Raw genomic sequence first — 14,969 nt, forward strand, 5'->3', positions numbered from 1 at the left:
TTTTTAAATACCCCTTTATTTACTTTTTACGATTGATTGGGTTTACAACTTCCATAGCATCGACCCCGTTTGAACGATTACGAGCACGGTTGAATTGTTCTTCACTGCGGCGTTTTACTTCTAACGGTACTACGCGAGATGGTCTGTCGTTCGCTGCCTCACCATAACTCCATCGTCTTGGTGTAACTTCAACAAATGTATATCCTGGCATATGTAATAAGCCATCCGAATCAGTATATGAGGCAATTAATACACGCATAACTTGAGCGGGCTCAAGCGTCGCTAATGGTTCAGGTGCGAGTGGTTCATTATTGCTTGGCCACTGTTCATATTGATTTTGTTGGTATGAAAATCGGGTTTGCGGTAAGACTTCCGGTGTTTGGTAATTATCGGGGGTTTGTTGGCCATCTCCACGCGCTGCATAGGTAACACTATTGTCTGTACCACGCTTACTTGATTTATTTTCTAGTTTTGTTGTTTTGTTTTGATTGGTAATAACTTGCTTTGTTTCACCATCACTCTCGTACAATGAAACTTGATTTGTATTTTGGCCATTGCGGTATGCGTTAAGCTCTTCTTGGGTTAGGTTCTCAAGACTAACGCGGTTGTTCGTTAATTTATAAACATCACGAGGGCCTCCACATACTCCGCCTTTTTTTAAATTTGGACAGGTAAATTCTTCTTTACCTAGTGAGTTCACACACCCCTGAAGGCTTAAAGCACTAATGACCAACGTTAAAGTAGTTAAAAGCTTAAATTTCATTGTAAATCCCTAAATCTGAATGATTACACATGTTGTCTGTTTGAGTCAGGTAGCGTGGGCAATGGCGCGGATCAGGTTCACTGCCAATTGGTGACATACAGCCACCTAATGCACTTACCAAAATTATTATTGTTAATGTTTTAATCATAATGATCCCAACCATTTATCTAATTCAACAGGTGCGCCTTTCGACACAAGGCCATCTTCTCGTACAACATGCGGTAAATTGGTGATTTTAAAAATTTCCTGCATATAAACAGTAAACATTAAATTCTGGTCAGGGCAGCCTTCATTTGTGTCCAAGAATGATTTGCTTGTGTTGTTAGCTAAATCTTCTATTGCAAGCTCTCTATCTGGTGCACACAGAATGCTCATGCTGCGCTTTACTGCATCCTCTCCACCAATCAGCGGCATCATGACAAATACGAAATGGTATTTTTCTTTGTTAGCGTTAATCTTTGCTACAAATTCTTGGGTATGTTTAGCTGTTGGATCACCGAAAATAACCCCTTGGCGCGGTATATCAGGATTGCCAAGAACAAGTGAAGCTAGGTCTTTTTGAAAGTCGAATTTCATTTCAGATAAAGGCATGCGCAATGTATCGCGCACATCGTCCACAGTTTTGAGTGTTTTTCTATGCCATACGTCTTTTATCGCTCCCTCAATAGCAAAACGACCGTCAGAACTTATTATATAACTTCCACTTTCAGCTTCGACAAAATACAAGCGTGAGACCGGCAGCTCTTGAATAGCGTTTACAGCACCGTACTTTCCAAGGTCACGTTTTGTTTGTTCTGCAAATTCAGTGCGTGACGGTAAAGGTAATTTAACTTCATCCTTATTTACTTTTTCTTCTGCAAAAACAGAACTGCTTAGAAGTGCCGCAATAATGGGGAGGGTTAGTAATTTCATTTAGTTAACGCCTTTCAGATTTTTAATTAGAACATCAACTGGCGCATATCCTCGTTGCACTAGCTGCCCATCAATTGAGAAAATGGCAGGCGTTCCACTTACACCTAAACTTAATCCCAGTGCAAATTGCTCAGGGATTGTATTTTCGCACGTACTTCTTGGCACGTTCGCTCTATGTGCTGCGGCATCTAAGGCCGCTTTAGGGTTTTCGGCACACCACACATTCTCTAATTTGTAATAAGCACCAGTGTACTGCGTTTTATTTTGTTGGTTGTATACGCCTTGTCTTGGCCATGCTGCATAGTGGACAGTTACACCCGCTTGGTTGAAGTCTTCTACTTCATTATGAAATTTTGTGCAGTACGCGCATGAGGTATCGTAGAAAACGACTATTTCACTAGTTTCGTTTTCAGCCTTGTATGTAATAAAGCTATCTTTTAATTCAGCAATTTTCTTTCCATTTTCTTTTGCTAAACGCGCTTTAGTTAAATTAGGAAGGCCTTCTTTAGCTTCATGAACATTGCCAGCAACAATATATTTTCCATCTTTGGTGGCATAAAACACGCCTTTTTCGGTAACAACTTGCACCATATTTGGAAGTGGTGATTCTTCAATTGCGACAATTGGAATTGGTACAAGCTTTGTAAAGTTGTCTATCGCGGCTTGCAGTACGATTTCTGCTTGGCTTTTTTCAACTTTTACGCCTTCAGCATTCGCTGCTAACGAAAATGTAACGCTTAATGCAAGCGTTACCATATTCTTCATATTTAACTTCATAATTAAGGCCTATCTAATTTGATTAGGTCTATTTTTACACCCTATAAGTTGCTTGGCTAAAATTACAGAGGGTATAAAGTGCCTCTCTAATTATTTAAATATTCATTTTTAAAATTAATCTGTGAATTTAAAAAACCGATCACCCAATTACACCCTGTAACCCCATGTCTTTTCGGTTGTTAAACCTTTTAAAATTAATCTGTGAATTTAAAAACCCGATCATCTAATACGCTTGGACTTATTGACTCTTTCACGCTATTACTTTTATCCACACTAGCTAACCCCTTTATTTACGTGGGCTTCAACCTAATTCCCGTTCAGTAGTCAGGATTTCAAATAAACGTATTATTTATTTAACTTTTACGGAGAGTAGCCCTTATGTCTTTTATTAAATTACCCTGTGCAGACTTTATATCAATCTTAAACCCTATCGCTCGCCTTGCTTGCTCTAACAAAAAGAGTAACGGTGTACTTGAGTTCGCTCGCATTCTTATTACGAACAAAGGTGGCAAGCTTGCCGCTTACGCGAGTGCTTCAAATGGTGGGCAGTCTATGGCGCGTAGAATAGAAAATTTTGAAAGCGATATAGATATGTTGGGTGAAGATAAAGAGGTTTTACTTTCAGGTGAAAAGCTTTTATCTATTGTTAGTGCTTATACGTCTTTTGATGCAAACGAGCCTGTAAAAATCTCATGGGATGATTTTAGCGAAAATGGAGGGTTAATTACTGCTAAACGTTCAAAAATGAAAATTGATACCGCAGACCCTAGCGCGTACCCAGCACCACCAAAGTTATACGCTGAACATTCAGTATTGACTATCCCCCTAAAGCGACTTCAAGACGTACTTGTGCAAGCGCGTGGCTCAGTGGCGGTCAACAACAGCACAAGACCTGCCCTAAATGGTGTAAATATAAAGCTAGACTGTTCAGCAAAAGCGATTTCTTTAACAGCTACCGATGGATACCGTGTTTACGATAATAAGCTTGATGTTACAAATTCTAAGAATGATTTCAATATCGTTATCCCCACTAAGTTAATTGATATGATTCAAGGGCTAAAAGTAAGTGATGCAAGTGAGTTAGTACGCCTACGTTGCGATACCAATTCATGTGAAATCACCTTCAAAAGTACACTTATTCGCTCTCAGTTACTTGATAATAAATTCCCTGACTTATCCGAATTATTTTTAAATGAACCAGATTGGTTGATGGATTTAGAACAAAAAGATATGGCTGATGCATTGGGGCGTTTATCTGCGGCCATTGATAAGCGTCTACCCGCTATAGAGTTATTGATTGACGATGAAACACAAGAAACACATTTACGCACAGTGCAAGGCGGGAAAACGCTTGGTGAGGACTACCTTAAATCAAAGGTGACTTTTAAACCTGAAAATGCGCTATCTGTAAATTTAAACTTCTTAATGCAAGCCGTGGCTAACGTAACAAGCAAAGTTGCGCGAATTGGACAACACCCGAAAGATAAATATCTTGTTATCCAAGGTGAAGATGAAACCAGCCGCATGATAGTGCTACCACTGCGAACCTGATCAATAGCCAGAAAATCGAAATTGGTTAGCATACTTATAACTTATTAAGTCTTGGGAAGATTATTAATGAATACTGTAACTGATAAAAATGAAACCGAAGCTACTACGCCAAATGCGTCTATTGCTTCACGTAGCATCACTGTTAACCCTGCTGAACTAAAAGAGTTTAAAGGGGGTAACACACGAAGAAAAAACGATAAACAGGCCTTTAACGAGCTGTGTGAGTCAATTCGTAATATTGGCATCATTCAAAAACCTGTAGTACGCACAAACAGTGAAGGTGAGCTTGAAATCGTTGTTGGCCACAGACGCGTTTCAGCGGCTATCAGTAACGGCTTAGAATCAATTGATGTTGAGCATAAAGAGCTTACAGACCGTGAAGCTATGGAGCAGCACCTTTGCGAAAATACAGTTCGTCAGGACTTAGACTTTGTTAGCCAAATTCAAGCGTCAAAACGCTGGTTAAGCTTTTTTAATGGCGATAGAGAAAGTGCAGCCAAGCGCCTTATGTGGAGTGTTAAAAAGCTAAACGAACGACTTGAGCTTGTTCATTGTTGTGATCAAGTATTGGACGCGCTAGACCAAGGCAAGATTAAAGCAGGTCATGCTTTGATTTTATCTATCCTGCCAGAGAAAATTCAAATCGGCACATTAAAACGTGTTATTGATGAGAAATTGACTGTCGCTGAGTTAAAGCAACGAGCAACTAAAGTTCAGTTGCCATTAGGTACGGCCAAGTTTGATAAAACAGATTGTAACTCATGTAAGCATAACAGCGAGCGCCAAGTGGGTTTGTTCGATTTAGGTGATGAACAAAGCTCTACCTGTTCGTTTGGCACATGCTACCGAAACAAGACACAGGCATATTTAAGTGACCAAAAAAATAAATTAGAAGAAAAATACGGTAAAGTTTTATTTTTTAGTGAGTCTAATCCAGCCGATAGACGAAAAGTTGATACAACTACCGTGGGTGAAGAACAATTCACTAGCGGTTGCGCCCTTTGCTCTAAGCGCATCAGTATACTTGATGACCGCCCAGCACATGAAGGCACTGTTATTGAAAGTCAGTGTATTGATGTTGACTGCAATGATAAGTGTGTTGCGGCACTCGCTAAAGCTAAAAAAGCAAAAACGAAAAAAATTCAAAAAAGTATTCCGAAATCCGAGAGCGACAATAAAGGTATTATTAATGAAGCGGATGCAGAAACAACTAGTGCGCCTGTCGAAACACTGGGAACTGTTGAGCCTGTTGCTTGCCAACCTTCAAACGTGGTCATTGAGTCTCATAAAAAGGAGCTGGTGGACTTTGCACGTAATGAGTTAAAAGATAACGAACTATTTAGATTAAGCCTTGCTGTTGCATGTGTAACCAGCGCACACTCTAAACAAAGAGGGTTTAATAATGTTGGTAAAATCGCTGCTGAACTTGCTTCAACCAAAACTAAAAAAGAAATTTTGGATGAACTTTCAAAATCTATTACTAATTTTATATTAACAAGTGATGGCGCTGATAATGCAAATGCATTCCAATTTTATGAATTAGCATTTCAAAGCATTGATGGGCTTGCTGATAAAGCAGTGCAAGAATGGCAACCGAGTAAAGAGAATATTTCAAGCTACACGATTGAGGGGCTTAAACAACTATGCTCTGGTAGTGGCTTTGCACAGGCCGCCAATGAACAGGCAGAGGACAGCTTTAAAACAATGCACTCGGCCAAAAAAAACGATTTCATTAAATCAATTTTAGGCACTAAATTTAACTGGCAGAAGTACGCGCCACCAGCGTTATTGACACTACTTAAACGCTAATCCCTTTTTACATAACTTCCCAACCCAAACCGCTATTTCCTGATCAGTAGCGGTTTTTTTCGTTTGTTTTACTATGTAGACACTTAAAACATAGATACTAACTAAACGAGATAACCATGTTGAACACTCTTAAAAAAATCATTGATAGCGCGACATTAGCGGGAGTAGCAATTAACGTTACTTCAAAAAACGACACTGAGCTTGCTATCGTTTTCACTCCTAAGTTAGCAGCATTAAGCAAGTCTGGTAAATCTGACATATTAGAAGATGGTAAGGCTAACGCTGAGAGCCATTTTAACCTTCGTGCAGCCCTATCAACCCCTTGGGTTATGACAGGCACACCTGAAAGCATAGAAACGCAATTAAATGACTTTTTGCATAGTGCTGGCACTCCATTAGAGCAAGCAAACTCAAATATGAATAACTCAAGCTTTATAGATGCCTTAAATAGCGCAACTAAAGCCGTTGAAGCCAACAAAGCCACTGCCGTAGCGCCTAAAGAAAATAATAAGCCTAATACTGCAACCACACCAGCTACTACAGTAGTTGAAAATGAACCAGCACAAGCACCTGTTGTAGTTCAAGAGCCACCAGCAGTTGAACACGATTTATTTAATGATTTCGATGATATTGTCAGCATTTAATTTTAATTAGTAAGTAAGGAACAAAAAAATGAATAAACTAAAAAGAATTTTCAAAGTGGGTGCGCGTGAGATTGATGCACCTTTACCAAATGGTTCTCTACAAGAAAATGTTGACCAATTAATGATTAATTTCCCTATGTTTCGCTTCACACATATTCTCGAAGTAGATGGGATACCGCAATCAGATGGCTCAATTCTTTACGAAGTGGAGTTACCGCCATGCAAAACGAACGGGTAACACCGCAAGCTCAATCAAATTTAGATTATTTGATTGAGCTTAACAAAACTGAACACAGTGATAACTCAGTAAAACCAAAAGCTAGTAAGCCAAGTGCAAGCATTAAATTTAAGAAGGAATACAAAACATGCGATTCATCAAAGGTTGTGGTTTTGAAACAAAAATTAAAAAAGATACACGCGCCAATAAACGTATTAAGAATGTTTGCACCGCCATTAATGTAACTAACCCATTAGTTAGCCTTACTGGTGAAACGCTTGTTTATGAAAACTCTAATTACTTTAATTCATTAAATGACAGTTACTATTTAAGCCAAGCCTCTGACTTTATTGAAAAATATTCTGGTGTTATTATTAATGCTATTGATTTTAATCTGATTCACCCAAATCAACTTCCCAATCTACGTCCGACAACGATTGATGAAGCAAAAGAATCAATTAATCTTGTTCGTAACTTGCTTGCTAACGTACCCGTTAAGCTTATTGAGCAGCTTATGCCGCATGTACACACTGCTAAAAAAGACTTGATTGCTGGTGGTGTGCCAAGTGAGCTAATTGAGGAATTTGACGCTCAATTTAGCCCTGATTTTGACTTTACTTACAACAATTCTGAACTTGTATTTGAGACACCTAATATTGAAGGGTGTTTGATTGTTAACATTGATAGTTTTCGCTCTAACTCTAAAGCCGCCAGTGCCTTAGTGTCATTATTATGCAAGGGTAACTTATTCGATCAAGGTCATAATGCATCTTATTACAACCACATGGAAAGTTGTGATCCAATCACGGACACCAAAATAATCGCACAAGTTAATAAGCTGCTATCGAGCAAGTTAGATTTAGACGAATTACAAGACCAAACTGCGTGGGTTAAGTTAGCGTTACCTTTGCTGGCACGTATTCAAAAAGAATATGATATTGAAATATCTGAGTTGCTTTTAATGAACTTTAATGACTTGGATGCAGAGCGATTGATGGCGTGTGATGAAGGTTATGTAGATGAACTTGCTAACAGCCGTATAAACATAGACTGTGAATTGGAGTCTCTGGTGACTTTTTTCCATCAAATGCTGACTAGAATCGCCAGTTTTAGCTATTTAGCATCAAGGTTTCAAGACCCTGATATGTTTTCAAAGCTTAACAACAAAAAGGCAAGTTCTGCTAAAATACTGAAAGCAATTTATGATGTTGCCAGTAAAGCAACTGACAATGGTTACTTAGAAATAGCTAATGAAGATCATATTGGACTTAGAACCTTCGTTTTAACTGATTACATGACTAGCGATAATGAAGCTGCCTACAGTGTGATTGACGATGTTTACAATCATGCTTATGAAGTAGACGAGCTAACATTAAGCTATAAAATATCACTGACAGACAGCAATATAACTACCGTAAAAAACACGTTGATTAATTCGTATTGTATGAACTTTTTATCTTTCCTTAGTGAGCGCGCAAAGCAATTTAATTTTTAGTTTGTGTATTCCCGTTCGGTAGCCTGAATTTTCAAATATTTTATTATGAACCTATATTAAATATAGGAGCGAATAGAATGTTTGCACAAAATAGTTCTGATGATTATATAAAGCAAATCACCAATATCGAAGAAATTGGTGGCATGAAAGGCCATTGTGCCATAGTTGTAAATCAGTATGAGTCATCTACCTATATTACTTACCATGACATTGATGCGAATAACAAAATCAAAGATGGTAAATTCATCGACATTGCTCAAGCAGTAAAAGCACTCGCCAGCTTGAAAGACGAGCCTATAGAAAGCGAATGTAACTGGATAGATACAGACATTTTGTATTCAAGTGACAATCAATTAATCTGGTATGTACCCGCTCAAAAAAGAGCGCTTTGGTTTGTAGCTAGTGAAAATAAATTTTCACTGAAAGTTCACACGCCACCTTTTGTTTTTTCCCTAAATCGTAATGCCCGAACGTTAAGAGTGTTTAGCTGTAAATCAAAATCTCGCCCAACCTTCGAAACGAAACTCTATAACGCACCATTGATGAATGTAAGTCTCAATGGCTCACTCTGCTTAGGCTCTGCGACATTGCCTGATGACGTTCAATCAGATAGCAAGCAAATACGTAATGCGTGTGAATCAGCGTTATTTGATACCAATTTTAGCCACATAAATAACCCTAAAACCTTTAAGAGTAAAAAGGATGTGACAACAGCGGGGCATGTTGCTTTATGGAAGAAGTTTGAAAAAGAAAATCGCGAACCTAAAGCGAGTGAACTTGTATTGTCTACCGTGTCTTTTAAAACATTAACTCAAGGAGTATAAAATGTATAAATCACCGCAATGGCTAACGGATAATGAATTTCAAAACAAAAAAACTAAAGTTGTAATTATTGGTGCTGGTGGTACTGGTTCTGAGTTAATAAGCCAAATTTTCAAAATTAATTACACATTAATGGAATTAGGTAGTGCTGGCCTAGACGTAACGTTAATTGACGATGATGTAGTTAGTCCCACTAATCTAGGGAGGCAGTCGTTCTACCATTTTGATCTCGGTTTATCAAAAGCAAAGACACTCATTGAACGCTTTAATACGTTTGGTAACTTAAAGTGGAAGTACGTAGTTAAACGAATAACTCCCGAAAATATAGGCAAGTATATTCCCAATAACTGTGTAGTTTTTACATGTGTCGATAATCCAATTGCGCGTGTCACCGTGGGTGAGCATTTAGAAAAGCGGCTAAACAGCGAAGTTTTATGGATTGATGGTGGGAACAGCAGGGCAGATGGGCAAGTAGTGCTTGGTACGTATGAACAGAGAGAAGACCTACCATACAGTCGCTTACCTTCTGTTTTTGACTTATATGCAGATCAGCTTAAAACACAGGAGTATATTGCGACCGAAAGTTGTTCGCATGTTGAAGCAATGAGATCACAAACGCTCGGTATAAATAATGCAATAGCATTGCAAATGACGCAGCTATTTTGGCAGTTAGTCCGTGAAGGTGAAATTAGGGCGCATGGCGCTTTAGTTGATTTAAAATCTTTTACTGTGAATGCCTTGCCAATCGCCCCAGAAATCTGGACAATGTTTGGCTTCACTGATAAGCGCACTTAATTTGGTGATGAAGGGAGCACACAATGAAATGAAAAGTTATAGTTTTATTTTCATCTGTAAACAAAGTGGCAAAGATATTCGTAAAACAGTTAATACTCAAGGGGAATGTGTTGGTTATGCTCTGGAACTGGCGGCAAAAGAGGCGGTTTCAAAGTTTGGTACGCAAGAGATTTATTTAGAATCATTTTCACTCAGTAATTTCTAAATCCATTTCTGTAGGTGTTCTGCATCTTAATTTAGCCCATTCCCAATCAGTAGCGCGATTATCTTATTCTGGCAAACTTAACTCATATTCAATCTAGTTAGGTTTGTCATTATGAAAATAGATACTTACCAAGAGCGCCGTGCTCGTATTAAAACCATTCCAGACTTACACAATGAAGTCGCTGACGCAAAGCGTACAAGCATGAAAGTTCGATTACATGCTAAGAGTCGCATACCGCTAGAACATCGTCACAGTACCGCCCTGTTGAAAATGTACCCTGAACTAAGCGCGCTTTATACAAAAGCTAAAGCGGTTGAGCAGAAACTTCAAATTAATTTTCTACGCATTAAAGCTAATTTACGTGAAGGCGACATAAGCGACCCTATACCTAAAAATGCAATTTGCCACATTAGACGTAAAGCGCGTAGCTATTTTCATGTTTTAGGTAAGCTTCCTAGTGCAGTCACTTTTGAGGGTTGTGAATACAAAAGCAATTCGTTCATGGCTTTTGTAAGCGATATTTCAACCACCAGCTATCAATAGAGGATTACCCAATGCTTGCCATTAAAACACCAAAAGAAATGAAAATATCACTCCTGCAATTGGCTAATATCTTACTGCATAGAGACTTTATGAAGTTGATCTTGAATAATAACCATCGCTTTGAGCAATTCCCTTTCGTGAGTGAGCTGGTGGAACGCGAGTCATTAAATGCGCTGGCAGAATTAAAGGTAGTGGCCAAAAGCGTAAGTGAACGCAGTGAATTTAGAAAAGCGGTATCGTTAAGTGATAAAGATTACATTATCAGCATAATCACTCAAGCATCGGCAGCTATCAATATACTCGCTGACTCAATGTGTCCAGACCCAGTAACAAAGCAATTATCTTCTTTTTCAGTACGCAAAGATGAAACATTTTTAGAGAAAGCGACTCAGTTCTTTGGTACAGACTTTGGGTTGAGTGTGAGTTCTTCAATCAGTATTTGCACAAGTGGGTATGAGGCAAGAGATAACTACAATGTACCTTCACTCTATTACTTTATAGGCTCTTATTTAAAGCTTAGGCATACAACTAGCTATATAACACATAGCGCCATTGCGGAAGGTTTAATAAATCATGTATTACTTCGAGGGCGTGATTACATGCTTAATGGCCATCCTGCAGATCTCTTTGCTCATGATGTTTCAAATATAACGACCGCTAAATTAAATGGCCTACAGGGTATTTATTTGCATGATGATGCGCTTATTACTAAAGCTTCTATCGAGGGCACAGCAAAGCCAGAAGGCAACTACTCAACCTATTATGATTTCTCTGAGCTAAGTCAAACTCGTTTTGAGTTGGTGGGATAAATTTACAGAGGGTGTTTTGACCCTCTCTATTTTTTTCACTTTCACTCAATAAAGGTAAAACTACGTTTAATTATTTTGTACTTCGAGAGAGAAACGAATGAGTATTTTAAATTACATATATAGATTTGTAAGGTTTTTTATTACTGCAACCTGCTTTACGATCATCTTAACAGCGTCAATTATGTTTATTTGGTTATCTATCCTTCCCCCAGTTCATATTGAAACAGATGCAAATGTCGCTATCAACGAAACTCAGTATGTTTTTGCTGTATTTAAAGAGAGCGTTAAATATGCATTATTGCTTATTAGCCTTTATTTCATAGCAGAACGCTGTCTATTGAATGCAGAAATGAAATCAGCCACATTCCAGAATTATAAAAAGGCCAGAGGGTAAATCTAGCTTAGTAGCCAGAAATGTAAATGATGCTTTAATAACCAAATACACCAATAAACTTTATAGAGAATTTTATTATGTTCAATCAAATGCTAGTTCTAGGTAACTTATTCCAAGACCCGATTCTTCGTTATACAGCGCAACGTACAGCTATCGTTAATATTCGTATCGGTACAAATACATATTACAAAAGCGATGGTGAGAATAAGAAAAAAACTGAAAGCCATGATGTTTTTTTTACAGGTTCAGTGGCAGAAAATATAAATACATACCTAAAAAAAGGGAGTTTGGTGTTTGTACTCGGTGAGCAAAGCACTTCTATTGAGAATAATTCAGTGAAAGGTAAAATTTATCATAAAAATATTAAAGGCCACACTATCAAGTTTTTAGATGGTAAAAAGAAAGATCATGCTTACACCGATAACAATGCAAACGAACTTGACGATCAACACCAAGATAATAAACCTGCACCCACTACTCATAACCAATCTCAACAGAAAAGCGCGGGAGTTCAGCAACAAGAACCACACAAGAGCGCCCCAAGACCTAGCAATCAATATCAGGCAATGCATGGGGAAGGCTTTGCACCTAACTCAGAATTTGAGTAAAACCATCAAAGAGTGCCACTGAGCACTCTTTTTTCTAATACCTACCGGCGACCCGAATTTAGTCCTGTATCATTCTCTTATAAGTTTCCCCCCTAATAAGATGCTGGCGAACAAGGATTATTTATAAACAGAATAATTATCCTTGTTCTTGTGTTGAAATACTCATTTTTCACATTGAATTAAAAGGAATGTTGTGTAAAATGAAAATCTGCTCTAGGGTTTGAGCAGAAAAAACTTTTAGTTTTGGTGTCGCGCCAGTTTTGAATTGGTTACTCTCCACTGGTGCGCCATTTCCCCATCTATTCCATATCAAATATCAAATATCAAATATCAAACATTTAAATTTACACACCCCTTTTTAGGTATCTCTATTTTTTAACTTCCTAGATTAAAAACGTTTTAATACGCTTATACATCTCATAAGCGGAGTAAATAATGTTAAAGAAGTTAATCTACACGAGCCTACTGGCTGCAATCTCATTTAGCGCACTGAGTATTGAGCAAAACGAAATCACTGACTTACAGCAAAAAGCCAGTGTGGGTGATACTTCAGCCCAACTTTTGCTTGGCCAGTTAATGCTAACAAAGCAAGTGAGTGTCGCGGGTGATTTAACCGAAAAAGGGTCTGAATTAATACTACGCGCAGCTAGATCAGGTAACCCAAAAGCACAATTCATGGTGGGCGTGTTGTATGAAAAAGGTGTTTTCGGTCAGGTAGACTTAGAAAAAGCCTATATCGCTTACCAAGATGCAGCTAATAATGGGTATGTTAAGTCGTTAGTCAACATGGCCTATATTAAAGAGCAGCAAAATGACTTGATTGAAGCGCGAAATTTGTATTCTCAAGCAGGTGAAAAAGGGGATGCACTTGGCTACCTAAATCTATACATTTTAGAAAAGCGTGAAGGGAAAACAAAACAAGCTGAAAAAGCGCTTATCGCAGCCGCTCAAGCGGGAAATGATTCCGCGCAATACATCTACGCCTCAGAATTATTAAAACTTGATACAGAACAACCGTTGAATGATGCCTCTCCTGCTATTTTGTGGCTTAAAGTCGCTGCCAAACATGGTAATAAAGACGCCATGACTGATTTAGTATCACTCTATGACAGAGGAACATTCATCAGTGCAGATTACCCTTTCATAGAATCAATTCTGAATAAGTTGCATTCAGAGGGCGACAATAACGCATCGTTCACCCTGGCTAAGTTTTACATCAATCATTACAAGTCGTACAGCAAGGCGTGGCCACTACTAACACAGGCAATTTCAAATGATGTCGATGGAGCATTACCTTACAAAAACTTAATACTTGATTCAAAAAAAGTAATAACGACCGAAAAAGATATTTATGTCGCGTCAATCGTGCAGGATAACGCACTTCCCCCAGTCCTAGTTATGGGTGGCGCACGTTTCAATGTTGTAGATGAACTTCATAACGGCAGTGTGTTTGTTGTTGAAGATGAACTAGGTGTTTATGGCTTTGCAGAGCAATCTTTATTAAATGCTGCGCAAGTCAATGAAGATATTCGACCAATGGCCACTCCTGCCCCTGTTGCCATTGAAACTGACTTGATTGATATAAAGTCACAGAGCGAAACTGAAACCAGTAAAAATGATGTTTTAGAGTTACAGAATGACATTGAAATCGATGAAGAGGTTAAAGTTCAGCCAATGGATCGAAATATTCAAAAGGTCGTTGCAGTTATTACTCGACCTGTTAACTTTAGAGATAATGCACACCCACAAAGCAATGTTATCGGTAGCTTAGATGCTGGTGATGAGGTTACTTTAATAGGTTTGGATGATTGGGGTTGGGCCCAGGTGGTGCATGATGGCACTGCTGGTTTTGTTATGTCACGAGCCCTTGATTATGACGACTAAATATAAGTGCACGCTATTATACACTTTCAGCCAGTATCGTTGTTTTACAATTGATGAAGCGAATCACACTTTCACTTCCTGATTATTAAGTTAAAATTATTCTGCAACAACGAGTTACCAGTAAGTATTACAAGAGAATTAGAATGGAAAAAGTACAGAGTAAAGTTGAGAGCTTGATAGCTCAACCAATCAAAGAATCGTTCCAAAGTAACAGAAGCGCTAACATAGGTTTTGCATGTGCTAATGGTGTTCAGGTACGAATAGCTAGACCCACTTCATGTGAGTGCTGTGGCGAACCAGTTAATGTTTTTAATGTCCGTGATGCACACCATTCTGTTGATAATAAAAGCTCTATCTTTCACCGGGTAATTTATTGTTCTAAGACAGATGCTTATCATCAAGATATATACATAGTTTTCAATTATCTATTGGGTGCTAAGCTGCACTACTTAAACAAAAACAATGAATTAAGTTTACCGTTAATGTCTTTTTCACTGCCGATCCGCAAAGCAATTACCTTTAATGCTTTAAAAGGCTTTAACGCGCTGAAGCGTAAATTAGAGTTTAATAAATAACATCTACCACTCAATGTAATCAAATGCGCTGTTCAGCGCATTTTTTTTGCCTATCTCGATACTATACTTTCATTGACTAATATCAGTGCATTAATGTGTATGTCCTTGCCTGGTATTCTTTTCCAGCATTTTCAATAATCAAGATTACGCCCTATTTCAATATATA

The 14,969-nt window shown here is 38.2% G+C and carries 18 protein-coding genes; 14 read left to right on the forward strand and 4 right to left on the reverse strand.

Annotated features, from left to right (window positions below; all coding sequences use genetic code 11):
• Nucleotides 1-19: 19 nt before the first annotated feature.
• From H5182_RS17165 to H5182_RS17180, 4 genes are read right to left on the reverse strand one after another with little or no spacing between them, the layout of a single operon-like run.
• A complete protein-coding gene (locus tag H5182_RS17165) occupies nucleotides 20-763 on the reverse strand; it encodes a TraV family lipoprotein (protein WP_182758862.1) in 744 nt (247 codons plus the stop codon).
• Nucleotides 753-911 (reverse strand): hypothetical protein, encoded by a 159-nt coding sequence (locus tag H5182_RS17170; protein WP_182758861.1) that lies wholly within the window; start codon nucleotides 909-911, stop codon nucleotides 753-755. The genes H5182_RS17165 and H5182_RS17170 overlap by 11 nt, the downstream gene beginning before the upstream one ends.
• Nucleotides 908-1,675, reverse strand: a complete 768-nt coding sequence (locus H5182_RS17175; protein ID WP_182758860.1) for a hypothetical protein — start codon at nucleotides 1,673-1,675, stop codon at nucleotides 908-910. The genes H5182_RS17170 and H5182_RS17175 overlap by 4 nt, the downstream gene beginning before the upstream one ends.
• Nucleotides 1,676-2,452, reverse strand: coding sequence for a thioredoxin fold domain-containing protein (locus H5182_RS17180; protein WP_182758859.1), 777 nt, complete (start codon nucleotides 2,450-2,452; stop codon nucleotides 1,676-1,678).
• Between the two features lie 378 nt (nucleotides 2,453-2,830).
• Here H5182_RS17180 and H5182_RS17185 point away from each other — a divergent pair, with 378 nt between their 5' ends.
• The 14 genes from H5182_RS17185 to H5182_RS17250 all read left to right on the forward strand — a co-directional run bounded on the left by H5182_RS17185 (nucleotide 2,831) and on the right by H5182_RS17250 (nucleotide 14,803).
• Nucleotides 2,831-4,003, forward strand: a complete 1,173-nt coding sequence (locus H5182_RS17185; protein ID WP_182758858.1) for a DNA polymerase III subunit beta — start codon at nucleotides 2,831-2,833, stop codon at nucleotides 4,001-4,003.
• Nucleotides 4,004-4,069: 66 nt separating this feature from the next.
• Entirely contained in the window at nucleotides 4,070-5,812 is a 1,743-nt protein-coding gene (locus tag H5182_RS17190; RefSeq protein ID WP_182758857.1) for a PRTRC system ParB family protein, read from the forward strand.
• 116 nt (nucleotides 5,813-5,928) lie between these two features.
• Nucleotides 5,929-6,456, forward strand: a complete 528-nt coding sequence (locus H5182_RS17195; RefSeq protein ID WP_182758856.1) for a hypothetical protein — start codon at nucleotides 5,929-5,931, stop codon at nucleotides 6,454-6,456.
• Between the two features lie 28 nt (nucleotides 6,457-6,484).
• Complete coding sequence (locus tag H5182_RS17200; protein ID WP_182758855.1) at nucleotides 6,485-6,694, forward strand: hypothetical protein; 210 nt, start codon at nucleotides 6,485-6,487, stop codon at nucleotides 6,692-6,694.
• Between the two features lie 127 nt (nucleotides 6,695-6,821).
• Nucleotides 6,822-8,168, forward strand: a complete 1,347-nt coding sequence (locus tag H5182_RS17205) for a hypothetical protein (protein ID WP_182758854.1) — start codon at nucleotides 6,822-6,824, stop codon at nucleotides 8,166-8,168.
• Nucleotides 8,169-8,245: 77 nt separating this feature from the next.
• Nucleotides 8,246-8,992, forward strand: a complete 747-nt coding sequence (locus H5182_RS17210; protein WP_182758853.1) for a PRTRC system protein B — start codon at nucleotides 8,246-8,248, stop codon at nucleotides 8,990-8,992.
• 1 nt (nucleotide 8,993) lies between these two features.
• The gene (locus tag H5182_RS17215; RefSeq protein ID WP_182758852.1) at nucleotides 8,994-9,785 is read left to right on the forward strand and encodes a PRTRC system ThiF family protein; all 792 of its coding nucleotides are present in this window, start codon (nucleotides 8,994-8,996) and stop codon (nucleotides 9,783-9,785) included.
• Between the two features lie 28 nt (nucleotides 9,786-9,813).
• Nucleotides 9,814-9,990, forward strand: coding sequence for a hypothetical protein (locus tag H5182_RS17220; protein WP_182758851.1), 177 nt, complete (start codon nucleotides 9,814-9,816; stop codon nucleotides 9,988-9,990).
• Nucleotides 9,991-10,101: 111 nt separating this feature from the next.
• Nucleotides 10,102-10,533 carry a hypothetical protein gene (locus tag H5182_RS17225; protein WP_182758850.1) on the forward strand — a complete coding sequence of 144 codons (432 nt, stop codon included), beginning with the start codon at nucleotides 10,102-10,104 and terminating at the stop codon, nucleotides 10,531-10,533.
• Nucleotides 10,534-10,544: 11 nt separating this feature from the next.
• Nucleotides 10,545-11,342, forward strand: a complete 798-nt coding sequence (locus H5182_RS17230; RefSeq protein ID WP_182758849.1) for a hypothetical protein — start codon at nucleotides 10,545-10,547, stop codon at nucleotides 11,340-11,342.
• A gap of 97 nt (nucleotides 11,343-11,439) precedes the next feature.
• Nucleotides 11,440-11,736 carry a hypothetical protein gene (locus H5182_RS17235; RefSeq protein ID WP_182758848.1) on the forward strand — a complete coding sequence of 99 codons (297 nt, stop codon included), beginning with the start codon at nucleotides 11,440-11,442 and terminating at the stop codon, nucleotides 11,734-11,736.
• Nucleotides 11,737-11,813: 77 nt separating this feature from the next.
• The gene (locus tag H5182_RS17240) at nucleotides 11,814-12,344 is read left to right on the forward strand and encodes a single-stranded DNA-binding protein (RefSeq protein ID WP_182758847.1); all 531 of its coding nucleotides are present in this window, start codon (nucleotides 11,814-11,816) and stop codon (nucleotides 12,342-12,344) included.
• A gap of 435 nt (nucleotides 12,345-12,779) precedes the next feature.
• Nucleotides 12,780-14,228, forward strand: a complete 1,449-nt coding sequence (locus tag H5182_RS17245) for an SH3 domain-containing protein (protein ID WP_182758846.1) — start codon at nucleotides 12,780-12,782, stop codon at nucleotides 14,226-14,228.
• 143 nt (nucleotides 14,229-14,371) lie between these two features.
• Nucleotides 14,372-14,803, forward strand: a complete 432-nt coding sequence (locus tag H5182_RS17250) for a hypothetical protein (protein WP_182758845.1) — start codon at nucleotides 14,372-14,374, stop codon at nucleotides 14,801-14,803.
• Nucleotides 14,804-14,969: the final 166 nt, after the last annotated feature.

Source organism: Pseudoalteromonas sp. SG44-17, from assembly GCF_014164235.1.
In the GTDB taxonomy this organism is placed as follows: Bacteria; Pseudomonadota; Gammaproteobacteria; order Enterobacterales; family Alteromonadaceae; genus Pseudoalteromonas; species Pseudoalteromonas rhizosphaerae.